We start from the raw sequence: 20,564 nt of genomic DNA on the forward strand, positions 1-20,564 counted from the left end.
GATAGCCCGACCTCGAACTTGAGACGAAGTACTTCGCGAATCTTACGCATGGATAAACGCTCCACGACGACCTCTCTGCTTCGAAAAAGAGGTCGATGGTAGTGAAGAAATCCTGCGTTACTGCCTGCCCGGTTGAGTGGCCGGATGGCCGTGGAATCAGTGGTCGGATACGCGTGGAATGGGTGGCCGGATCACCGTGGAATCGGTGGTCAGATGCTCATGGAATGGGTGGCCAGATGACCGTGGAATCCGCAGGAGCAGATGGATTACCGCAAAGCGTCTGGCCATGCCAATGCCGGCCAGAACTCTCTTTATAGCCCGAGGCGCTTGCACTGGGAATGCACAAACGGGAGGATTGGCGCTTCCGAGGATTCCTTTCCCTTTGATCGATGCCTGGCGGGTGTCCGGGCGCTTGGATGAAGTCACACCATGAGCATGTCGTTGCGCGACCAGTTGCTGAAGGCCGGGCTGGTCAACGAAAAACAGGTCAAGCAGGCCGAGAAGCAGAAACAGAAGCAGCAGCGTCTGGAGAAGAAGGGCCAGGCTGAGGCGGACAAATCCAGCAAGCTGGCTGCCCAGAAGGCGCTCGCCGAGAAGGCCGCCCGCGACCAGGAGCTGAACCGACTGCAGCAGGAAAAGGCGCAGAAGAAGGCCGAGGCGGCACAGATCAAGCAGTTGATCGAGCGCAGTCGACTGCCCAAGCTGAACACCGAGGACTACTACAACTTCGTCGACGACAAGAAGGTCAAGCGCCTGTCGGTCAACGACATGATGCGTGACAAGTTGAGCCGCGGCTCCCTGGCCATCGTCCGCCACGCCGGTGGCTATGAGGTGATCCCGCGCGAGGCGGCGCTGAAGATCCAGCAGCGAGACCCTGCTCGCATCGTCCTGCTCAACACCCCTAGCCAGGCTCCCGATCCGGACGACCCCTACGCCGCCTATCAGATCCCCGACGATCTGATGTGGTGAAGCATCGGGAAGCCGGGCCGGTCGTCCGGCTTTTCCGTTCCGGCCGGCTGCGCCGGAGCCGGGACTGGCAGGTCTTTCGCTCCGCCGGGCTGGTATACTGGCGCGCCTGTTGAAAGGAGTGCCCGATGGCCGACGATATCGAACTCAACCGACTCTTTTGGCACAGCCGCCGCGGCATGCTCGAGCTGGACGTCCTGCTGGTGCCCTTCGTCAAGGAGGTGTACTCGGGCTTGGATGCCGAGGATCAGGCGCGTTACCGCAAGCTGCTGGAATGCGAGGATCAGGACCTGTTCGGCTGGTTCATGCAGCGCGAAGAGCCGGAGGATCCCGATCTGAAGCGCATGGTGCGCATGATTCTGGATCGTGTCCAACCCCGGTAAGAGCTTCGAATGCCGCTGGCGGCCTTCGCGGCTGGTGCTGCTGCTCTATCTAGGTGTGCTGGCGCTGACGGTGCCGGCGCTGCTGGCGGCGGACATTCCCCTCTGGTGTGCCGGGCTGGGACTGGCCCTGTGCCTGGCGCACGCGGCCTGGGTGCTGCCCGGGCCGATTCTCCTTCGCGATGAAGGCGCCTTCCGTGGCCTGCGCCACGACGACTCGGGCTGGCAGCTGTGGAGTCCGCGGGACGGCTGGCAGCCCGTGCAACTGCGCCCGGACAGCCTGGCCCTGCCGCTGGCGGTGATCCTGCGCTTTCGCCTTGAGGGCGAACGGCGCATCCGCTCCCTGTGCATTCCCCGCGATGCCTTGGATGCGCAAACGCACCGGCGCCTGCGCGTGCGCCTCAAGTTCGCTCGTCGGCGGTGGGCGGCACCCTGGCAGGGCTAGCACTCAGTCGTCGTCCGTTTCGAGGCTGTCGATGCTTGGGTCGAGGATGGTGTCCCGCGCCTCCGGAAGCTGCTGCGGGTAGTCGAGGCTGTAGTGCAGGCCGCGGCTTTCGTGGCGGCGCATGGCCGAGTGGATCATCAGCTGGGCGACCAGAGCCAGGTTGCGTAGTTCGATCAGGTCGCGGCTGACCTTGTAGTTGCTATAGAACTCGTCGATCTCGCTCAGCAGCAGGCGGGCGCGGTGATGGGCACGCAGCAGGCGTTTGTTGGTGCGCACGATGCCCACATAGTCCCACATGAAACGCCGCAGCTCGTCCCAGTTGTGGGCGATGATCACGTCCTCGTCGGAGTCGGTCACCTGGCTGGCGTCCCAGCTCGGCAGCGGGCCGGGCATGGCTACCTGGGGCAGTTGCTCGACGATGTCGGCGGCGGCCGAGCGGCCGTAGACGAAGCACTCCAGCAGGGAGTTGCTGGCCATCCGATTGGCCCCGTGCAGGCCGGTGAAGCTGGTCTCGCCGATGGCGTAGAGGCCAGGGACGTCAGTGCGTCCGTGCTGGTCGACCAGCACGCCGCCGCAGGTGTAGTGGGCGGCCGGTACCACCGGGATGGGCTCGCGGGTGATGTCGATGCCGAAGCTCAGGCAGCGCTCGTAGACGGTGGGGAAATGCGCCTTCACGAAATCCGCCGGTTTGTGGCTGATGTCCAGGTAGACGCAGTCGATCCCTAGGCGCTTCATTTCGTGGTCGATGGCTCGTGCCACTATGTCGCGCGGCGCCAGCTCGGCGCGCTTGTCGAAGCGTGGCATGAAACGTTCGCCGTTGGGCAGCTTGAGTAGGGCGCCTTCGCCGCGCAGCGCCTCGGTGATCAGGAAGCTCTTGGCCTGTGGATGGTAGAGGCAGGTGGGGTGGAACTGGTTGAACTCCAGATTGCCGACTCGGCAGCCGGCACGCCAGGCCATGGCGATACCGTCGCCGCAGGCGCCGTCCGGGTTGCTGGTGTAGAGATAGACCTTGGCGGCGCCGCCGCTGGCCAGCACTGTGAAGCGCGCACTGAAGGTGTCTACCTCGTCGGTGGCACGGTTCAGAACGTAGGCGCCCAGGCAGCGCTTGCCGGGCAGGCCCAGCTTGGGCTCGGTGATCAGGTCGATGGCGACGCGCTGTTCCATCAGCTCGATATTCGGCCGCTGCCTGGCACGTTCCAGCAGGGTGTTGAAGATCGCGGCGCCGGTGGCATCGGCGGCATGGATGATGCGCCGGTGGCTGTGCCCGCCCTCGCGGGTCAGGTGATATTCGAAGCCGCCGTCCTCGCGGGAAGTCTTGTCCTCGCGGGTGAAGGGCACGCCCTGATCGATCAGCCACTGGATGGCCTCGCGGCTATGCTCGACGGTGAAGCGCACGGCATCTTCGCGGCACAGGCCGGCGCCGGCGACCAGGGTGTCGGCGACGTGCGACTCGACGGTGTCGGTGTCGTCCAGCACGGCGGCGACGCCGCCCTGGGCCCAGTAGGTGGAGCCGTTGGCGAGGTCGCCCTTGCTGATCACCGCGATGCGTAGGTGCGAGGGGAGGGTGAGGGCGAGCGTCAGGCCGGCAGCCCCGCTGCCGATGACCAGGACATCATGTTGGTGGTGTTGATTCATGCCGAAGCCCCGCAAAAAAGCGGCCTCTAGTATATAGAGGGGGGCGACGGCACAATAGCTTTGCCTTGGTGCGCCGTTTCGGAACTTTCCTTGCCGTCGAGGTTCCTATAGCGAGTTGTCACGAGAGGCGTGGTGTCTGCTTGTCGATGCGGGGCCTGGTGGTTTGCAGGTGCCTTTGTCGGCCGTCCATGTCAGGCGAAAAGATTTCTTGCGCAGCATAGCCAGAGGCCGTGCTGCGCAGTTTCGTGCAGGACTGAAAGCGATCTGCAGGAAGCTTGCTTGGGGGGAGAACTTTTGCGCGGGACCCGAGTCTATCTTGGCAACAAGATGATCGACTTGCTGGCGCAGCGACCCTCCAGGCTCATTGAGGAGAGTTCATGCTAACCCAGGAAGACGATCAGCGGCTGGTCGAGCGCGTACAGCGTGGCGACAAGCGAGCCTTCGATCTGCTGGTGCTGAAGTACCAGCACAAGATTCTCGGGTTGATAGTGCGGTTCGTGCACGATGCCCACGAGGCTCAGGACGTAGCACAGGAAGCCTTCATCAAGGCTTACCGTGCGCTGGCGAATTTTCGCGGCGACAGCGCGTTTTATACTTGGTTGTATCGAATTGCCATCAATACGGCGAAGAACCATCTGGTATCGCGCGGTCGGCGTCCGCCGGATACCGATGTGAGCGCCGAGGATGCCGAGTTCTACGAGGGTGATCATTCCCTCAAGGACATCGAGACGCCCGAGCGGCTGGTGTTGCGGGACGAGATAGAGAATGCCGTTCATCGCACCATCCAGCAGTTGCCGGAGGATTTGCGCACGGCGTTGACCCTGCGTGAATTCGATGGGCTGAGTTACGAGGACATTGCGAACGTCATGCAGTGTCCGGTGGGAACGGTGCGTTCGCGAATCTTTCGGGCTCGCGAAGCCATAGACAAAACCCTGCAGCCTTTGCTGCAGGAAGCCTGAGTCAGCGGCGAAAGCCAAGAGAGGAAACGCCATGAGTCGTGAAGCCCTGCATGAATCGCTATCAGCGGTCATGGACAACGAAGCGGACGAGTTGGAGCTGCGTCGGGTGCTGAACGCCGTCGATGATGCCGAAGTGCGTGACAAATGGGCGCGCTATCAGCTCGCCCGGGCCGTCATGCACAAGGAGCTGCTGGAACCGCGCCTCGACATCGCCGCGGCGGTATCGGCGGCTCTGGCCGAGGAGCCGGCTCACCATGTCACGCCCCCGCAGGCCGTGGCGAAGCGCTGGCGCCTGCTTGGTCGCGTGGCGATCGCCGCTTCGGTGACCGTGGCGGTGCTCGCCGGGGTGCGTTTCTACAACCAGGACGGTCTTGGCGAAGGGACACCGCAGTTGGCCCAGCAGGCCGTCCCTCACTCGTCGGTGGCGTCGGCCGTGCAGGGGGCCGCGGTGCTCGCCGGCTACAGCGAGGAAGCCGTCGAGCTGGCACCGTCCATCACCGCACCGCTGCAGAGCGGGCCGACCTGGCAGGAGCAGCGTCTGCCGTCATACCTGCGCCAGCATGCCCAGCAAGCGGCGATGAGTGCCGGAGGTGAGGGCGCCCTGCCTTATGCCCGCGCGGCCAGTCTCGAGGCTCGATAAGGATCGTCATGCGCGCCATTTCCTTATTGTTGCTGTTGGGGGGGTGGCTGGTGTCGCCAGCCCATGCTACCGAAGCGCAGGACTGGCTGCTTCGCATGAGCGCCGCGGAGCGCACTCAGAGCTTTCAGGGGGCTTTCATCTACCAGCGTAGCGGTAGTTTCTCCTCCCACCGTATCTGGCACGGTGTCGACGCTTCCGGACAGGTGCGCGAGCGCCTGCTTCAGCTCGACGGTCCGGTGCAGGAGGTCCTGCGCATCAACGGCCGGGTTGCCTGTGTCAAGGGCGCGCTGGCCGAACAGGTGGCCGCCGAGCAGGCCTGGCCGGTCCGGGAGTTCGATCCCAAGCAGCTGCAGGAATGGTACGACCTGCGCGTTGCCGGCGAGTCGCGTGTCGCCGGGCGACCGGCCGTGGTCCTCGCCGTCGCGCCGCGTGATCAGCATCGCTATGGCTTTGAGCTGCACCTGGACCGCGAAACCGGCCTGCTGCTCAAGTCCCTGTTGCTCAACGAAAAGGGGCAGTTGCTCGAACGCTTCCAGTTCTCCACCTTCGAACCCGGCCAGCCGGCCGACGCCGACCTCCAGGGTGGCGCGGACTGCCGGCAGGTGCAGATCGCCGAGACGAGCGAAATGCCGCCGAACAACTGGCGCTCGGAATGGCTGCCGCCAGGCTTCACTCTGAACAGCGTGCTGGAACGCAGGAGCGCCGTTTCCAAGGAGATGGTGTCCTGCCTGGTGTACGGTGACGGCCTGGCGCGCTTCTCCGTATTCCTTGAGCCCTTGCGCGGGGCTGTCGCCGAGGATGCCCGCAGCCAGCTTGGGCCGACCGTGGCGGTTTCCAAGCGCATGTCGACCGACGAGGGTGACGTGATGGTCACCGTGGTCGGCGAAATTCCCCTGGGGACTGCCGAAAGGGTGGCCCTGTCGATGCGTTCCGGACTTGCTCAGAACACGCCATGATCGAAGAGACCGGACGGGTGGTTGCGGTGGAGGCCGGTGCTGTCTGGGTCGAGACGCGACGCCGGAGCGCCTGTTCCGGATGTGCGGCGAATGCCGGTTGCGGCCACGGGCTGATGGATCGTTTGGGCGTCAGCGAGCGGCGGGGGCATGTGCGCGCCCTCTGTGATCTCCAGCTGGCCATCGGCGATACGGTGGTCATCGGCGTGCGCGAGGAGCTGCTGTTGCGAGCTTCGCTGCTGGTATACCTGCGGCCGCTGCTGGCCTTCTTCGCTTTCGCCCTAATGGCCTATTGCCTGAGCCTGTCCGAGCCGCTGATCATTCTGTCCGGTCTGGGTGGTTTCGCCCTGGCCCTGATCACCGTGCGCATGCGCAGTCGGCGCATGGCTAACGATCCTGCGTCGCAGCCGGTAGTGCTGCGCGCTTTGCTCACCGGACCAGCCGGCCCGTAGTGGGTTTCCTTCGCTAGAAATGACGGGGAGTGGTATGTCGATTCCGAGATTGAAATCCTGTTTGTCTGTAGTGGCCGGGCTGGTTCTGCTTGGTCAGACCCTGGTTGCCAATGCTCAACTGCCCGACTTCACCCCCTTGGTCGAGCAAGCTGCACCCGCGGTCGTCAACATCAGTACCCGACAGAAGATTCCGGATCGCCTGGCGGGAGCGCAGATTCCCGATCTGGAGGGGCTGCCGCCGATCTTCCGGGAGTTCTTCGAGCGCAGCTTCCCGCCGGGACTGGGTAAACCCGGTGGCGGTCGCCAGCGCGAGGCGCAGTCCCTTGGTTCGGGATTCATCATCTCCCGCGACGGCTACGTGCTGACCAACAACCACGTGGTCGCCGACGCCGACGAGATCATCGTGCGCCTGTCCGACCGCAGCGAGCTGCAGGCCAAGCTGGTGGGCGCCGACCCGCGCAGCGACGTGGCCCTGCTCAAGGTCGACGGCAAGAATCTGCCGACCGTCAAGGTCGGTTCGGCGAATGACCTCAAGGTCGGCGAGTGGGTGCTGGCGATCGGCTCGCCGTTCGGCTTCGATCATTCGGTGACCGCCGGTATCGTCAGCGCCAAGGGGCGCAGCCTGCCGAACGAGAGCTACGTACCCTTCATTCAGACCGACGTGGCCATCAACCCCGGCAACTCCGGCGGTCCGCTGTTCAACCTGAACGGCGAAGTGGTGGGTATCAACTCGCAGATCTTCACCCGTTCCGGCGGCTTCATGGGGCTGTCCTTCGCCATTCCGATCGACGTGGCCATGGACGTCGCCAACCAGCTGCGCACCGAGGGCAAGGTCAGCCGCGGCTGGCTGGGCGTGGTGATCCAGGAGGTCAACAAGGATCTCGCCGAGTCCTTCGGCCTGGACAAGCCGGCCGGTGCCCTGGTGGCGCAGATCATGGAAGGCGGCCCGGCGGACAAGAGCGGACTGCAGGTGGGTGACGTGATCCTCAGCATGAACGGCCAGCCGATCGTCATGTCCGCCGACCTGCCGCACCTGGTGGGCGCCCTCAAGCCGGGCAGCAAGGCGAGCATGGAGATCGTCCGCAAGGGTTCGCGCAAGACTCTGAACGTGACCGTTGGCGCCCTGCCGGCGGAAGGCGAGGAGCTGGCCAGCATCCAGGGTGGCGAGCGCAGCAGCAATCGCCTGGGGGTGGTGGTCGCTGAGCTGAGCAGTGAGCAGAAGCGTGCCCTGGACATCCGCGGTGGCGTGGTGATCAAGGAGGTGCAGAACGGTCCGGCGGCGCTGATCGGCCTGCGTCCCGGCGACATCATCACCCATTTGAACAACCAGGCCATCGACTCCACGGCCACCTTCGCCAAGGTCGCCCAGGCCCTGCCGAAGAACCGCTCGGTGTCGATGCGCGTGCTGCGCGAAGGGCGTGCCAGCTTCATCACCTTCAAGCTGGCCGAATGACGCCAGATCCTTGACGTGGAAAGGGCGGCCCTGGCCGCCCTTTCTTGTGTCCGGCGGTCACGAGTGGACGTGACGGGGTGCCTGCCATTCAGGTAGAATCCCCCGCTATTTTGGGTGGGCAGCCTGCCCCTCTTGGCCTTTCGAGTGTCTGATCCGTGAGTGACCTGAGTCATATCCGCAATTTCTCCATCATCGCCCACATCGACCACGGCAAGTCGACCCTGGCAGACCGTTTCATCCAGATCTGCGGCGGTCTTTCCGACCGCGAGATGGAAGCACAGGTGTTGGACTCCATGGATCTTGAGCGTGAACGCGGAATCACCATCAAGGCCCATAGCGTGACCCTGCACTACAAGGCGCAGGACGGCAAAACCTACCAGTTGAACTTCATCGATACCCCCGGCCACGTGGACTTCACCTACGAGGTGAGTCGCTCCCTGGCCGCCTGCGAGGGCGCGCTGCTGGTGGTGGATGCCGGCCAGGGCGTGGAGGCGCAGTCGGTGGCCAACTGCTACACCGCCATCGAGCAGGGCCTCGAGGTCATGCCCGTGCTGAACAAGATGGACCTGCCTCAGGCCGAGCCGGAGCGGGTCAAGGAGGAGATCGAGCAGATCATCGGCATCGATGCTTCCGAAGCGGTGCCCTGCAGTGCGAAGAGCGGCATGGGCGTGGTGGACGTGCTGGAGAAGCTGGTCCAGGTGATCCCGCCGCCCGAGGGTGAGATCGAGGCGCCGCTGCAGGCACTGATCATCGACTCCTGGTTCGACAACTACCTGGGCGTGGTCTCCCTGGTGCGGGTCAAGAACGGCCGGGTGAAGAAGGGTGACAAGATCCTGGTGAAGTCCACCGGGAAGATCCACCAGGTGGACAGCGTCGGCGTGTTCACCCCCAAGCACACCGTCACCGAGGACCTCAAGGCCGGGGAGGTGGGCTTCATCATCGCCGGCATCAAGGACATCCACGGTGCTCCGGTGGGCGATACCCTGACTCTCTCAAGCACCCCGGACGTGGAAGTGCTGCCGGGCTTCCAGCGCATCAAGCCGCAGGTCTACGCCGGGGTGTTCCCGGTTAGCTCCGACGACTTCGAGGACTTCCGCGAGGCCCTGCAGAAGCTGACCCTCAACGACGCCGCCCTGCAGTACGAGCCGGAAAGCTCCGAGGCCCTGGGCTTCGGCTTCCGCATCGGCTTCCTCGGCATGCTGCACATGGAGATCATCCAGGAGCGCCTGGAGCGCGAGTACGACCTGGATCTGATCACCACCGCGCCCACTGTGGTCTACGAAGTGTTGATGAAGAACGGCGAGACCGTCTACGTCGACAACCCGTCCAAGCTGCCGGACCTCTCCTCGATCGCCGAGATGCGCGAGCCCATCGTGCGCGCCAACATCCTGGTGCCGCAGGAGCACCTGGGCAACGTCATCAATCTGTGCATCGAGAAGCGCGGCGTGCAGCGCGACATGCACTTCACCGGCAATCAAGTGCAGGTCAGTTACGACCTGCCGATGAACGAGGTGGTGCTGGACTTCTTCGATCGCCTGAAATCGGTGAGCCGTGGCTATGCTTCGCTGGACTACAGCTTCGACCGCTTCCAGGCTGCCAACCTGGTCAAGCTGGACGTGCTGATCAATGGCGAGAAGGTGGACGCCCTGGCCCTCATCGTCCATCGCGACCAGGCCCACCACAAGGGCCGGGTGCTGACCGAGAAGATGAAGGAGCTGATCCCCCGGCAGATGTTCGACGTGGCGATCCAGGCGGCGATCGGCGGGCAGATCGTCGCGCGGACGACCGTCAAGGCGCTCAGGAAGAACGTTCTGGCCAAGTGCTATGGTGGTGACGTGACGCGCAAGCGGAAGTTGCTGGAAAAGCAGAAGGCCGGTAAGAAACGGATGAAGCAGGTCGGCAGCGTGGAAATCCCGCAGGAAGCCTTCCTCGCTGTGCTCAAGGTGGATAGTTAGGTTCTATGTCGATCAATTTCCCGCTGTTGTTGGTGCTCGCCGTGGCCGTCTGCGGCGCACTCGCCCTCATCGATCTGCTGGTGCTGGCGCCGCGCCGGCGCGCCGCCGTCGCCGCCTATCAGGGGCAGGTCGGCGAGCCCGACCCGGCGGTGATCGACCGTCTCAACAAGGAACCGGTGCTGGTCGAGTATGGCAAATCGCTCTTCCCGGTGCTGGCCATCGTCCTGGTGCTGCGCTCCTTCCTGGTCGAACCCTTCCAGATCCCTTCCGGCTCGATGAAGCCGACCCTGGAGGTGGGCGACTTCATCCTGGTCAACAAGTTCGCCTACGGCATCCGTCTGCCGGTGCTGGATACCAAGGTGATCGAGGTGGGCGATCCGCAGCGCGGCGACGTCATGGTGTTCCGCTACCCGAGCGACCCGAACATCAACTACATCAAGCGGGTGGTCGGTCTGCCCGGCGACGTGATCCGCTACACCAGCGACAAGCGCCTGTTCATCAACGGCCAGCTGGTGGCCGAGACCCTGCTCGGCGAGGAGCCGGGCAGCCTGGGCACCAGCGTGCTGTACCGCGAGAAGCTCGGCGAGGTGGAGCACCTGATCCGCAAGGAGATGGGCCGCTACCGCATCGAGCCGGGCCGTGAATGGCGGGTGCCGGCGGGGCACTACTTCATGATGGGTGACAACCGCGACAACTCCAACGACAGCCGCTATTGGAGCGACCCGCAGATTCCCAAGGAGCTGCTCGGCATGGTTCCGGACCAGAACATCGTCGGCAAGGCCTTCGCGGTCTGGCTGAGCTGGCCCGATCCCAAGCTGCGCAACCTGCCGAACTTCTCTCGTGTCGGCCTGATTCACTGATTGGCTGGCGGCAGGTGAAGAAATGCGGCGCTGTTCACCCCGGCGCCGCCTGCCATATATAGTCTTGAGATTCCAATAACACAGACATCGAGGTCGACCATGGCATTTGCTCGTTCTCAGCGGGGGTTGTCGATTCTGGGCTGGCTGGTGGTGCTGGCGGTAGTGGCGTTCTTCGCCAGCGCGTTCTTCAAGATGGTGCCGCACTACATCGACTTCATGGCGATGGAAAAGGCCATCTCCTCGGTGGAAACCGACAAGGTCGCCGACGTGCGCAGCGTCCCCGACTTCTACAGCCATGTCAGCAAGGCCATGCAGGTCAACGGCATCCGTGACCTGAATCTGGAAGAGGCCCTGGCGGTGAAGCTCGAGAACAACGAGTTCCGTGCTCACCTCAAATATGAAAAGCGTGAACCGCTGATCCGGAATCTCGATCTGGTGGCGCGGTTCGATAAAGAATTCCGCGTGCGTCTACCGTGAGTCCATCTTCTTCAGCATTGAATCGTCTCGAGCGTCAGCTCGGTCATCATTTCAACAACCAGGACCTGATGGTCCTGGCCCTGACCCATCGCAGCTTTGCCGGGCGCAACAACGAGCGCCTAGAGTTCCTCGGTGATGCCATCCTCAACTTCGTGGCCGGCGAGGCGCTCTTCGCGCGCTTCCCGCAGGCCCGCGAAGGCCAGTTGTCGCGGCTGCGTTCGCGGCTGGTCAAGGGCGAGACCCTAGCCCGCCTGGCCCGCGGCTTCGAGCTGGGCGAGTACCTGCGCCTTGGCTCCGGCGAGCTGAAGAGTGGCGGTTTCCGCCGCGAGTCGATCCTCGCCGATGCCCTGGAGGCGCTGATCGGCGCCATCTATCTGGACGCCGGCATGGACGTGGTCCGCGAGCGGGTCCTGGCCTGGCTGAGCAACGAGCTGGACGGTCTGACCCTGGTGGACACCAACAAGGACCCGAAGACCCGCCTGCAGGAGTTCCTCCAGTCGCGCGGCTGCGAACTGCCGCGCTACAGCGTGCTGGATATCCAGGGCGAGCCGCACTGCCGGACCTTCGTGGTGGAGTGCGAGGTCGCCCTGCTCAACGAGAAGACCCACGGGCAGGGTGGCAGCCGGCGCATCGCCGAGCAGGTCGCCGCCACCGCCGCCCTGATCGCCCTTGGCGTGGAGAACGGCCATGACTGATGCACCTGTGTCCCGCTGCGGCTTCGTGGCCATCGTCGGCCGTCCCAACGTCGGCAAGTCCACGCTGCTCAACCACATCCTCGGCCAGAAGCTGGCGATCACCTCGCGCAAGCCGCAGACCACCCGCCACAACATGCTGGGGATCAAGACCGAGAACGGTGTCCAGGCCATCTACGTGGACACCCCCGGTCTGCACAAGCACGACGACAAGGCGCTCAACCGCTATATGAACCGCAGCGCCTCCTCGGCGCTCAAGGATGTCGACGTGGTGGTCTTCGTGGTCGACCGCCTGCGCTGGACCGAGGAGGACCAGATGGTCTTCGAACGGGTCCGCCAGGTGCGCTGCCCGGTGCTGCTGGCGGTCAACAAGACCGACCGGCTGGACGACAAGACTGTGCTGATCCCGCACCTGGCCTGGCTTCAGCAGCAGCTGCCGGAGGCTGAGATAGTGCCGATCTCCGCGCTGCACCAGCACAACCTGGACACCCTGGAGCGCCTGGTCAACGAGCGCCTGCCGGAAGGCGAGCACATGTTCCCCGAGGACCAGATCACCGACCGCTCCAGTCGCTTCCTGGCTGCCGAGCTGGTCCGCGAGAAGGTCATGCGCCAGCTCGGTGCCGAGGTGCCCTACCAGGTCACCGTGGAGATCGAGGAGTTCAAGCAGGAAGGCCGCCTGTTGAACATCCATGCGCTGATCCTGGTGGAACGGGAAGGGCAGAAGAAGATCATCATCGGCGAAGGCGGCGAGCGCATCAAAAGGATCGGCACCGAGGCCCGCAAGGACATGGAGAAGCTGTTCGACTCCAGGGTGATGCTCAACCTCTGGGTCAAGGTCAAAGGCGGCTGGTCCGACGACGAGCGCGCCCTGCGCTCGCTGGGCTACTCCGACTTCTGACGCTATGCGGGCCAGCCCGTCGCCGGCGTTCGTCCTGCACACCAGGCCCTACAAGGAAACCAGTGCGCTGGTCGATTTGTTCACTCCCGGCGGGCGCCTGCGCGCGGTGCTGCGCAACGCCCGCGGCAAGACCGGCAGCCTGGCACGGCCCTTCCTGCCCCTGGAGATCGAGCTGCGCGGGCGTGGCGAACTGAAGACTCTGGCGCGCCTGGAAGGCGCCGGGATTCCTCACCTGCTGGCCGGTGAGCCGCTGTTCAGCGGCCTCTACCTCAACGAGCTGCTGATTCGCCTGCTGCCGGCGGAAGACCCCCATCCCGGCTTGTTCGAGCACTACGCCATGACCCTCCAGGCCCTGGCCGTCGGCCGGCCCCTGGAACCCTTGCTGCGTGCCTTCGAATGGCGCCTGCTGGACGAGCTGGGCTATGGTTTCGCCCTGGACCGCGATATCCACGGCCTGCCGGTGGCCGCCGACGGTCTCTATCGACTGCTGCCGGAGGCCGGCCTGGAGCGGGTCGAGCTGCTCCAGCCCGGGCTGTTCCATGGCCGCGAGTTGCTGGCCATGGCCGAGGCGGACTGGTCTGTGCCCGGCGCCCTGGCAGCGGCCAAGCGGCTGATGCGCCAGGCGCTCGCCCCCCAACTCGGCGGCCGGCCGCTGGTCAGCCGTGAACTCTTCATGACCTTCAAGGAATCACCCCGTGACTGATGCCAATCGAATCCTCCTCGGCGTGAACATCGACCACGTCGCCACCCTGCGCCAGGCGCGCGGCACCCGCTATCCCGACCCGCTGAAGGCGGCCCTCGACGCCGAAGAGGCCGGCGCCGACGGCATCACCCTGCACCTGCGCGAGGACCGCCGGCACATCCAGGACCACGACGTGCGCCGCTTCAAGGAAGCGCTGCAGACCCGCATGAACCTGGAGATGGGCGTCACCGAGGAGATGCTCGCCATCGCCGAGAGCATCCGTCCCGAGCACGTCTGCCTGGTGCCGGAGAAACGCGCCGAGCTGACTACCGAGGGCGGCCTCGACGTATTCGGCCAGGAGGAGCGCATCCGTGCCGCGGTAGAGCGTCTGAGCCGGGCCGGCTGCGAGGTGTCGCTGTTCATCGACCCGGAGGAGCGACAGATCGAGGCGGCCAGGCGGGTCGGCGCGCCGGTCATCGAGCTGCACACCGGCCGTTACGCCGACGCCCACGACAAGGCCGAGCTGGCCCGCGAGCTGGCGCGCATCCGCGACGGCGTGGCCTGCGGGCTGGCTCACGGCCTAGTGGTTAACGCCGGCCACGGCCTGCACTACCACAATGTCGAGGCGGTGGCGGCCATCCCCGGGGTCAATGAGCTGAACATCGGCCACGCCATCGTCGCCCATGCACTGTTCGTCGGCTTCAAGGCCGCGGTGGCGGAGATGAAGGCGTTGATCGTCGCGGCCGCCGAACGCCGCTGAGCGCCCGCCGCGCTCAGCGGCGCAGCAGATTGACCAGCAGGCTGAGGACCAGGCTGATCACCAGCATCGAGGTGATCGGGATGAACACTCGGCTGCGTTCCGACTCGATACGGATGTCGCCGGGCAGCCTGCCGAACCAGTTGAGCAGCCAGGGTGTGTAGTGCAGGGCGACGCCGAGCAGGAGCAGCGCGGCGCCGATGATCATCAACCAGCGGGCCATGGTGATCCTCCGCAGTCTTGCCTGCCTGCGACTATAGGCCGGGACGGTCCCTTGCTCAGGGTTTGCGGGCGACCAGCACGGCACGCGCCGGCGCCGGCAGGCCTTCGATGGTGCGTGTGTGATCGCGTGGGTCGAGGAAGTCGGGCAGCGACTGGAAGCGCATCCACTCGGTGCTGCGCTGCTCCTCGACGCTGGTGTAGCTGACGTCCACGCAGCGCACCTCGACGAAGCCGGTGCGCCGCAGCCACAGTTCCAGAGCCGGCACCGAGGGCAGGAACCAGACGTTGCGCATCTGCGCGTAGCGATCCTCGGGGACCAGCACCTGCTGGGCATCGCCTTCCACCACTAGGGTTTCCAAGACCAGCTCGCCGTCGCGGCGCAGGCAGTCCTTGAGGGCCAGCAGGTGGTCGATGGGCGATCGGCGGTGGTAGAGCACGCCCATGGAGAATACAGTGTCGAAGCCTTCTAGGCGCGGCGGCAGGTCCTCCAGGGCCAGTGGCAGGTGCCAGGCCGGCAGCTCGGGGAGGAAGCGCTTGACGGCGAGGAACTGGCAGAGGAACAGCCAGTTGGGGTCGATGCCGATCACGCTGTCGGCGCCGGCGCCGAGCATGCGCCACATGTAGTAGCCGTTGCCGCAGCCGACGTCGAGGATGCGCTTGCCGGTCAGCTCCAGGTGCGGGGCGACCCGCGCCCATTTCCAGTCCGAGCGCCATTCGCTGTCGATGTGTACGCCGAACAGCCCGAAGGGACCCTTGCGCCAGGGGGTCAGCCCTTGCAGGGCGGTTTTCAGCGCGGCGCGGTCGGCTTCGTCGCAGGGGCCGTCGAGGGTCACGGCCTTGTTCAGCTCCACCTGCTCGGCGGTCAGCGGCGGCAGGGCGTCCACTGCGGCGCTCCAGCGCGCCAGGTCTCCGTGACCGTTGGCGAGCTTGCGGTCGAGCTGCTCGGGCAGGTCGGCGGCCCAGTCGTGCAAGGGGGTACCGAGCAGGCTCTGCTGCAGGGCGTCCAGATCGAGTTGGCGGATCATGGCAGGGCGATCAGCGAGGCGAAGTTCAGGCACTGGAACCAGGGCAGCACCTTGCTGAAGCCTGCGGCGCTGAGGCGCTCGCGATGCTGTTCGAGGCTGTCCGGCTTCATCACGTTCTCGATGGCGTTGCGCTTCTGGGCGATCTCCAGCTCGCTGTAGCCGTTGGCGCGCTTGAAGGCGACATGCAGCTCGGTGAGCAGTTCCTGCTCCTCGGCATCCTCGAAGCGCAGCTTCTCGGAAAGGATCAGCGCGCCGCCGGGCAGCAGGCTCCGGCGGATGTGGGTGAGCAGGGCGAGGCGTTGCTCCGGTGGGATGAACTGCAGGGTGAAGTTCATCGCGATCAGCGAGGCCGGCTGCAGCTCCAGGGCGAGGATGTCTGCCTCGATCGCCTCGGCCGGCAGTAGTTCCTGGAACATGGCGTCCTGGGCGTGCAGGTACTCGCGGCAGCGCGCCACCATGGCCGCCGAGTTGTCCACCGCGAGGATCCGGCAGCCCTCGGCCTGCACGTGGCGGCGCAGCGCCTGGGTGACTGCGCCGAGGGAGCAGCCGAGGTCGTAGAGGAGACTGTGTGGCTGGGCGAAGCGGCTGGCGAGCACGCCGATGTTCTCGACGATGGTCGGGTAGCCGGGCACCGAGCGCTTGATCATGTCCGGGAACACGCGCGCCACGTCCTCGTTGAACACGAAGTCGGGCACCTGATCGAGGGGCTGGGCGAAGAGGCGGTCGGGTTCCTGGCTCACGACGGCTTGCTGGGCTGAGGACGAGGGCCGGCATTGTAAGCCACGGGCGGCAGGCTTCAAGCGGCAGCGGATCTTGCGCTCACTTCAGTTGGTCGGAAAAGAACTCGCCGGCGCCCTGAATCGGCCCGAGCGGGTTCTTCTTCACTACCATGCGGCGTATGTTGGGTTCGCCGTTGCTGACCTTGTGTACCAGCACGTCGTCGACCAGTACGAACACGGTACGGAACGACCAGCCCTTCACCTCGCGGCGCTTGCTGAAGTTGAACAGGTCGGCCCAGAAGCTGCCGACCCGTTGGGTGTCGGTCTTGGAGAACTCGAAGGCGTAGCCGACGCAGCGATCCTTGGCCTCCAGACACTGGATCAGGCCGTCCGGCAAGTAGGAGATGGGGATGTTGGGCTGCACGAACATCAGCCGCACATCGACGAAGGAGAGCATCTTGCCGTTGCCCTGGCTCAGCGGGTCGAAGCCCAGCTCGAACAGCTGCGAGCGGGTGGTCTTGCCGGGAATGGCTTGGGAATAGCGGATCTCGGTGTCCAGATAGTCGCCGAACGGCGAGAGCGTCTCGTCGCGTTCGCTGGGCAGCAGGCTGCCGCACCCGGCAAGCAGAAGTGCGATCGGAGCCGCCATGCCACGCCATACCCTGTTCATTGTGCTTGTCTCCATGGGCTTCCCTCTTTCCTATAGTCGATAGGCGAGGGTTCTGCCGCCCGCTCGGACGGCAGCCTTCAGTCCGTTCGGCGACCGAAGACGGAGGCGGCGATGCCCCACTGGCCGAGCCAGTAGGTGAGGATGATGGCGTAGGGGGCGGCGGCGAAGGGGTGGACGAATCGGTTGACGCCGATCAGGGTGTCGGACAGCACGAACAGGGCGGCACCGCCGATTGCCAGCCAGGCCGAGTCGCGTCCGACGAACGGCGCGCCGAGGCGGGCCAGGGCGCGCCAGAGCATGGCGCTGATGGTCAGGCTGTAGAACGCCACCGGGAGCGCCAGATTCCCCAGGCCGTGACTGGCTAGGGTGGCGAAGATCGCCGTGCCGGTGAGCGCCGCGAGGAGCAGGAACGGCATGGCCAGGCGGCGCGTGTCGCCGAGGTAGGCGGTCAGGTAGGCGAGATGGGCGACTAGGAAGGCGCCTAGGCCGAAGACGAACAGGTCGCCCGGCCAGGCCAGCAGTAGGTCGCCGAGCAGCGACAGCAGCAGGCCGACGGCGATCCAGCGCCGGTAGGCGCCGGCCGGGGCGCCACGCAGCCAGAGCAGCAGGGCGATCACCGGCAGGGGTTTGGTGAACAGGCAGAGCAGGGCGTTTTCGGTCGCCGCGCCGTAGAGGAAGGCGGTGCCGCCGAGCAGGGCCAGGATCAACCAGGGCATTGCAGTCTCCTCAGCAGGGAAATGTCCGCACTATGCCCAAGGCCGCGGCCGCCTGCCCAGGCGGCAGGCGCCAGGACGAGGCGCATTTCGCGCCGACGATCACTGGCGCACGTTGACCGTACAATCGACGGTTCGCGCTGGCGGCACGTCGGTTTCCCAGGGGCGCTGGTAGGTGAGCAGCAGGCGCCCCTCGCCGGGGGCGCTGGCCTGGAAGCGCCAGGTGGATTCGCCGGCGCCACCGACCAGACCGGCGTCTTCTGGAGCGCTGTAGACCTCCGGGCTCAGGCTGCCCAGCACACCCGGAGCGGCTTCGTGGAGCTGCCAGCGGAATCCCGTGGTGGGATTGCTCGGCAGGATGAGGGTCAGGGTTTGTCCAACGACGAGGCGTACCGGCGAGCAGCTCTGGCGCTCGCCGGGTTGCAGGGTGACGTTGTTGGCCGGCTGTTGGGCGCAGGCGGTGAGCAGGGCGAGGCCGAAAGGCAGCAGCAAGCGGTGCACGGGCACAGGTCCTTTTCCGGTTGAGCGAGTGGCGAGAATAACCGGATTGTCGGGCTGGTGGGCAAGCCTGGCGGGGCGCTCGTACCTTGGTATGCATACCTGAGGCGCAGGACGGCTTCGACCTTGGTGGTATGGGCGGTCGTAGGGAGCTGACGTAAAACGGCTCCGTCCAGCTCCTGCGTGGTTACTGGATGGTGTTTTCCCATTCCTCTTTCGGAATGTCTGGCAAGGCGGTCCCGATGGGCCGCCTTTTTTTCTTGCAGACCGTTTGCCACGGGGCCTGGAGAGGTTTTCCGCAAGCCCGTCATCCGGCCTTGCGGGCCTACCCGGGTGACCATGGGGGGGAGGTGCTGGCCGCCGCCTGCCGCGAACATCCCTGGAAGCCTTCGGCTGCGCGGCCTGGCCCCCGGTCTGCAGGCCTCCGGAGCCTGGTGCATTTGCGTTAAGACCTTTGTCGTATGGTTGCGGGAGGGGGGTGTGGTTACAACTGTGCCCAGTCACAAGAACAACTGTCACCGAGGTTCAACCCCATGAGTGCTGCTTCCCTGTATCCCGTCCGTCCCGAGGTCGCCGCCAATACGCTGACCGACGAGGCCACCTACAAGGCCATGTATCAGCAGTCCGTGGTCAACCCGGATGGCTTCTGGCGCGAGCAGGCCAAGCGCATCGATTGGATCAAGCCGTTCACCAAGGTCAAGCAGACCTCTTTCGACGACCACCACGTGGATATCAAGTGGTTCGCCGACGGCACCCTCAACGTCTCCGCCAACTGCCTGGACCGCCACCTGGAAACCCGTGGCGATCAGGTGGCGATCATCTGGGAAGGCGACGATCCGTCCGAGCACCGTGAGATCACCTACCGCGAGCTGCACGAGCAGGTCTGTAAGTTCGCCAACGCCCTGCGCGGCCAGGACGTGCACCGCGGCGACGTGGTGACCATCTACATGCCCATGATCCCGGAAGCCGTGGTGGCCATGCTCGCCTGCACCCGCATCGGCGCCATCCACTCCGTGGTGTTCGGCGGCTTCTCGCCTGAGGCCCTGGCCGGGCGCATCATCGACTGCAAGTCCAAGGTGGTGATCACCGCCGACGAAGGCGTGCGCGGCGGCAAGAAGACCCCGTTGAAGGCCAACGTCGACGAGGCGCTGACCAACCCGGAAACCGCCAGCGTGCAGAAGATCATCGTGGTCAAGCGCACCGGCGCCGACATCAAGTGGCACACGCACCGCGACGTCTGGTATGAGGACCTGATGAAGGTCGCCAGCAGCACCTGCCTGCCCAAGGAAATGGGCGCCGAGGATCCGCTGTTCATCCTCTACACCTCCGGTTCCACCGGCAAGCCGAAGGGCGTGCTGCACACCACCGGCGGCTACCTGGTATACGCCTCGCTGACCCACGAGCGGGTGTTCGACTACCGTCCCGGTGAGGTGTTCTGGTGCACCGCCGACATCGGCTGGGTCACCGGCCACACCTATCTGGTCTACGGCCCGTTGGCCAACGGCGCCACCACCCTGATGTTCGAGGGTGTGCCGAACTACCCGGACGTGCGCCGTGTGTCGCAGATCGTCGACAAGCACAAGGTCAACATCCTCTACACCGCGCCGACCGCCATCCGCGCCATGATGGCCGAGGGCAAGGCCGCGGTGGAGGGCGCCGACGGCTCCAGCCTGCGCCTGCTCGGCTCGGTGGGCGAGCCGATCAACCCGGAAGCCTGGCACTGGTACTACGAGACCGTCGGCCAGTCGCGCTGCCCGATCGTCGACACCTGGTGGCAGACCGAGACCGGTGCCTGCCTGATGACCCCGCTGCCGGGCGCCCACGCGCTCAAGCCGGGCTCCGCCGCGCGGCCGTTCTTCGGCGTGCAGCCGGCTTTGGTGGACAACTTGGGCAACATCCTGGAAGGCGCCACCGAGGGTAACCTGGTGATCATCGACTCCTGGCCGGGGCAGGCGCGTACCCTGTACGGCGACCACGACCGTTTCGTCGACACCTACTTCAAGACCTTCAAGGGCATGTACTTCACCGGCGACGGCGCGCGCCGCGACGAGGACGGCTACTACTGGATCACCGGCCGCGTCGATGACGTGCTCAACGTCTCCGGCCACCGCATGGGCACCGCCGAGATCGAGAGCGCCCTGGTGGCTCACCCGGACGTCGCCGAGGCCGCGGTGGTTGGCGTGCCGCACGACATCAAGGGTCAGGGCATCTACGTCTACGTGACCCTGAATTCCGGGGTCGAGGCCAGCGAGCAGCTGCGTCAGGAGCTGCGCAACTGGGTGCGCAGGGAGATCGGCCCGATCGCCACGCCGGACGTCATCCAGTGGGCTCCGGGGCTGCCGAAGACCCGCTCGGGCAAGATCATGCGCCGCATTCTGCGCAAGATCGCCGTGGCCGAGTACGACTCCCTGGGGGACATCTCCACCCTGGCCGATCCTAGCGTGGTCCAGCACCTGATCGACACTCACCGCAGCATGCAGGCTGCCTGCGCCTGATCGGCCCCTGCAGCGCGA

Annotated in this window: 23 protein-coding genes; 16 read left to right on the forward strand and 7 right to left on the reverse strand. The window is 65.3% G+C overall.

Annotated elements, in window-relative coordinates; translation table 11 throughout:
- The first annotated feature begins 429 nt into the window (after window positions 1–429).
- The 3 genes from H165_RS0104090 (at window position 430) to H165_RS0104100 (ending at window position 1,791) form a co-directional block, all read left to right on the forward strand.
- Window positions 430–969 (forward strand): DUF2058 domain-containing protein, encoded by a 540-nt coding sequence (locus H165_RS0104090; protein ID WP_017937638.1) that lies wholly within the window; start codon window positions 430–432, stop codon window positions 967–969.
- A 125-nt stretch (window positions 970–1,094) separates the two neighbouring features.
- Complete coding sequence (locus H165_RS0104095) at window positions 1,095–1,349, forward strand: FAD assembly factor SdhE (protein WP_017937639.1); 255 nt, start codon at window positions 1,095–1,097, stop codon at window positions 1,347–1,349.
- A complete protein-coding gene (locus tag H165_RS0104100) occupies window positions 1,333–1,791 on the forward strand; it encodes a protein YgfX (RefSeq protein ID WP_017937640.1) in 459 nt (152 codons plus the stop codon). Before H165_RS0104095 ends, H165_RS0104100 begins: the two co-directional genes overlap by 17 nt.
- A 3-nt stretch (window positions 1,792–1,794) precedes the next feature.
- Here the strand turns inward: H165_RS0104100 and nadB are convergent, their stop codons facing one another.
- On the reverse strand, window positions 1,795–3,426 hold the full coding sequence (gene nadB / locus H165_RS0104105; protein ID WP_017937641.1) for an L-aspartate oxidase: 1,632 nt from the start codon (window positions 3,424–3,426) through the stop codon (window positions 1,795–1,797).
- A gap of 377 nt (window positions 3,427–3,803) precedes the next feature.
- On the opposite strand from nadB, the gene rpoE reads away from it, so the two are divergent.
- From rpoE to pdxJ, 12 genes are all read left to right on the forward strand, one after another.
- Complete coding sequence (gene rpoE / locus H165_RS0104110) at window positions 3,804–4,385, forward strand: RNA polymerase sigma factor RpoE/AlgU (RefSeq protein ID WP_017937642.1); 582 nt, start codon at window positions 3,804–3,806, stop codon at window positions 4,383–4,385.
- A 31-nt stretch (window positions 4,386–4,416) separates the two neighbouring features.
- Window positions 4,417–5,025, forward strand: a complete 609-nt coding sequence (locus H165_RS0104115) for a sigma-E factor negative regulatory protein (RefSeq protein ID WP_026146341.1) — start codon at window positions 4,417–4,419, stop codon at window positions 5,023–5,025.
- An 8-nt stretch (window positions 5,026–5,033) separates the two neighbouring features.
- The gene (locus H165_RS0104120; RefSeq protein ID WP_026146342.1) at window positions 5,034–5,981 is read left to right on the forward strand and encodes a MucB/RseB C-terminal domain-containing protein; all 948 of its coding nucleotides are present in this window, start codon (window positions 5,034–5,036) and stop codon (window positions 5,979–5,981) included.
- Window positions 5,978–6,430, forward strand: a complete 453-nt coding sequence (locus H165_RS0104125; RefSeq protein WP_026146343.1) for a SoxR reducing system RseC family protein — start codon at window positions 5,978–5,980, stop codon at window positions 6,428–6,430. The genes H165_RS0104120 and H165_RS0104125 overlap by 4 nt, the downstream gene beginning before the upstream one ends.
- Before the next feature lie 40 nt (window positions 6,431–6,470).
- Entirely contained in the window at window positions 6,471–7,883 is a 1,413-nt protein-coding gene (locus H165_RS0104130; protein WP_026146344.1) for a DegQ family serine endoprotease, read from the forward strand.
- Window positions 7,884–8,038: 155 nt separating this feature from the next.
- Window positions 8,039–9,838, forward strand: coding sequence for a translation elongation factor 4 (lepA, locus tag H165_RS0104135; protein WP_017937647.1), 1,800 nt, complete (start codon window positions 8,039–8,041; stop codon window positions 9,836–9,838).
- 5 nt (window positions 9,839–9,843) lie between these two features.
- Window positions 9,844–10,698: a signal peptidase I gene (gene lepB, locus H165_RS0104140; protein ID WP_017937648.1), complete on the forward strand. Its 855-nt coding sequence runs from the start codon at window positions 9,844–9,846 to the stop codon at window positions 10,696–10,698.
- A gap of 99 nt (window positions 10,699–10,797) precedes the next feature.
- Complete coding sequence (locus H165_RS0104145; RefSeq protein WP_026146345.1) at window positions 10,798–11,175, forward strand: DUF4845 domain-containing protein; 378 nt, start codon at window positions 10,798–10,800, stop codon at window positions 11,173–11,175.
- A complete protein-coding gene (rnc, locus tag H165_RS0104150) occupies window positions 11,172–11,870 on the forward strand; it encodes a ribonuclease III (protein WP_036987253.1) in 699 nt (232 codons plus the stop codon). The genes H165_RS0104145 and rnc overlap by 4 nt, the downstream gene beginning before the upstream one ends.
- Complete coding sequence (era, locus tag H165_RS0104155) at window positions 11,863–12,765, forward strand: GTPase Era (protein ID WP_026146346.1); 903 nt, start codon at window positions 11,863–11,865, stop codon at window positions 12,763–12,765. The genes rnc and era overlap by 8 nt, the downstream gene beginning before the upstream one ends.
- 4 nt (window positions 12,766–12,769) lie before the next feature.
- Window positions 12,770–13,468, forward strand: a complete 699-nt coding sequence (gene recO, locus H165_RS0104160) for a DNA repair protein RecO (protein WP_017937652.1) — start codon at window positions 12,770–12,772, stop codon at window positions 13,466–13,468.
- On the forward strand, window positions 13,461–14,207 hold the full coding sequence (gene pdxJ, locus H165_RS0104165; RefSeq protein WP_017937653.1) for a pyridoxine 5'-phosphate synthase: 747 nt from the start codon (window positions 13,461–13,463) through the stop codon (window positions 14,205–14,207). Before recO ends, pdxJ begins: the two co-directional genes overlap by 8 nt.
- 13 nt (window positions 14,208–14,220) lie before the next feature.
- Here pdxJ and H165_RS0104170 read toward each other — a convergent pair whose 3' ends face one another.
- From H165_RS0104170 to H165_RS0104195, 6 genes are all read right to left on the reverse strand, one after another.
- Complete coding sequence (locus H165_RS0104170; protein ID WP_017937654.1) at window positions 14,221–14,427, reverse strand: DUF2905 domain-containing protein; 207 nt, start codon at window positions 14,425–14,427, stop codon at window positions 14,221–14,223.
- Window positions 14,428–14,482: 55 nt separating this feature from the next.
- Window positions 14,483–15,451, reverse strand: a complete 969-nt coding sequence (cmoB, locus tag H165_RS0104175) for a tRNA 5-methoxyuridine(34)/uridine 5-oxyacetic acid(34) synthase CmoB (protein WP_017937655.1) — start codon at window positions 15,449–15,451, stop codon at window positions 14,483–14,485.
- The gene (gene cmoA / locus H165_RS0104180) at window positions 15,448–16,191 is read right to left on the reverse strand and encodes a carboxy-S-adenosyl-L-methionine synthase CmoA (RefSeq protein ID WP_017937656.1); all 744 of its coding nucleotides are present in this window, start codon (window positions 16,189–16,191) and stop codon (window positions 15,448–15,450) included. The genes cmoB and cmoA overlap by 4 nt, the downstream gene beginning before the upstream one ends.
- 79 nt (window positions 16,192–16,270) lie before the next feature.
- Complete coding sequence (locus tag H165_RS0104185; protein WP_051059482.1) at window positions 16,271–16,840, reverse strand: hypothetical protein; 570 nt, start codon at window positions 16,838–16,840, stop codon at window positions 16,271–16,273.
- Window positions 16,841–16,917: 77 nt separating this feature from the next.
- Window positions 16,918–17,556 carry a lysoplasmalogenase gene (locus H165_RS0104190; RefSeq protein WP_017937658.1) on the reverse strand — a complete coding sequence of 213 codons (639 nt, stop codon included), beginning with the start codon at window positions 17,554–17,556 and terminating at the stop codon, window positions 16,918–16,920.
- 99 nt (window positions 17,557–17,655) lie between these two features.
- Window positions 17,656–18,060 (reverse strand): protease inhibitor I42 family protein, encoded by a 405-nt coding sequence (locus H165_RS0104195; RefSeq protein WP_017937659.1) that lies wholly within the window; start codon window positions 18,058–18,060, stop codon window positions 17,656–17,658.
- 524 nt (window positions 18,061–18,584) lie between these two features.
- On the opposite strand from H165_RS0104195, the gene acs reads away from it, so the two are divergent.
- Window positions 18,585–20,546 carry an acetate--CoA ligase gene (gene acs / locus H165_RS0104200; RefSeq protein ID WP_017937660.1) on the forward strand — a complete coding sequence of 654 codons (1,962 nt, stop codon included), beginning with the start codon at window positions 18,585–18,587 and terminating at the stop codon, window positions 20,544–20,546.
- The last annotated feature ends 18 nt before the right edge of the window (window positions 20,547–20,564 follow it).

This window comes from Pseudomonas thermotolerans DSM 14292 (assembly GCF_000364625.1).
Classification (GTDB): domain Bacteria; phylum Pseudomonadota; class Gammaproteobacteria; order Pseudomonadales; family Pseudomonadaceae; genus Aquipseudomonas; species Aquipseudomonas thermotolerans.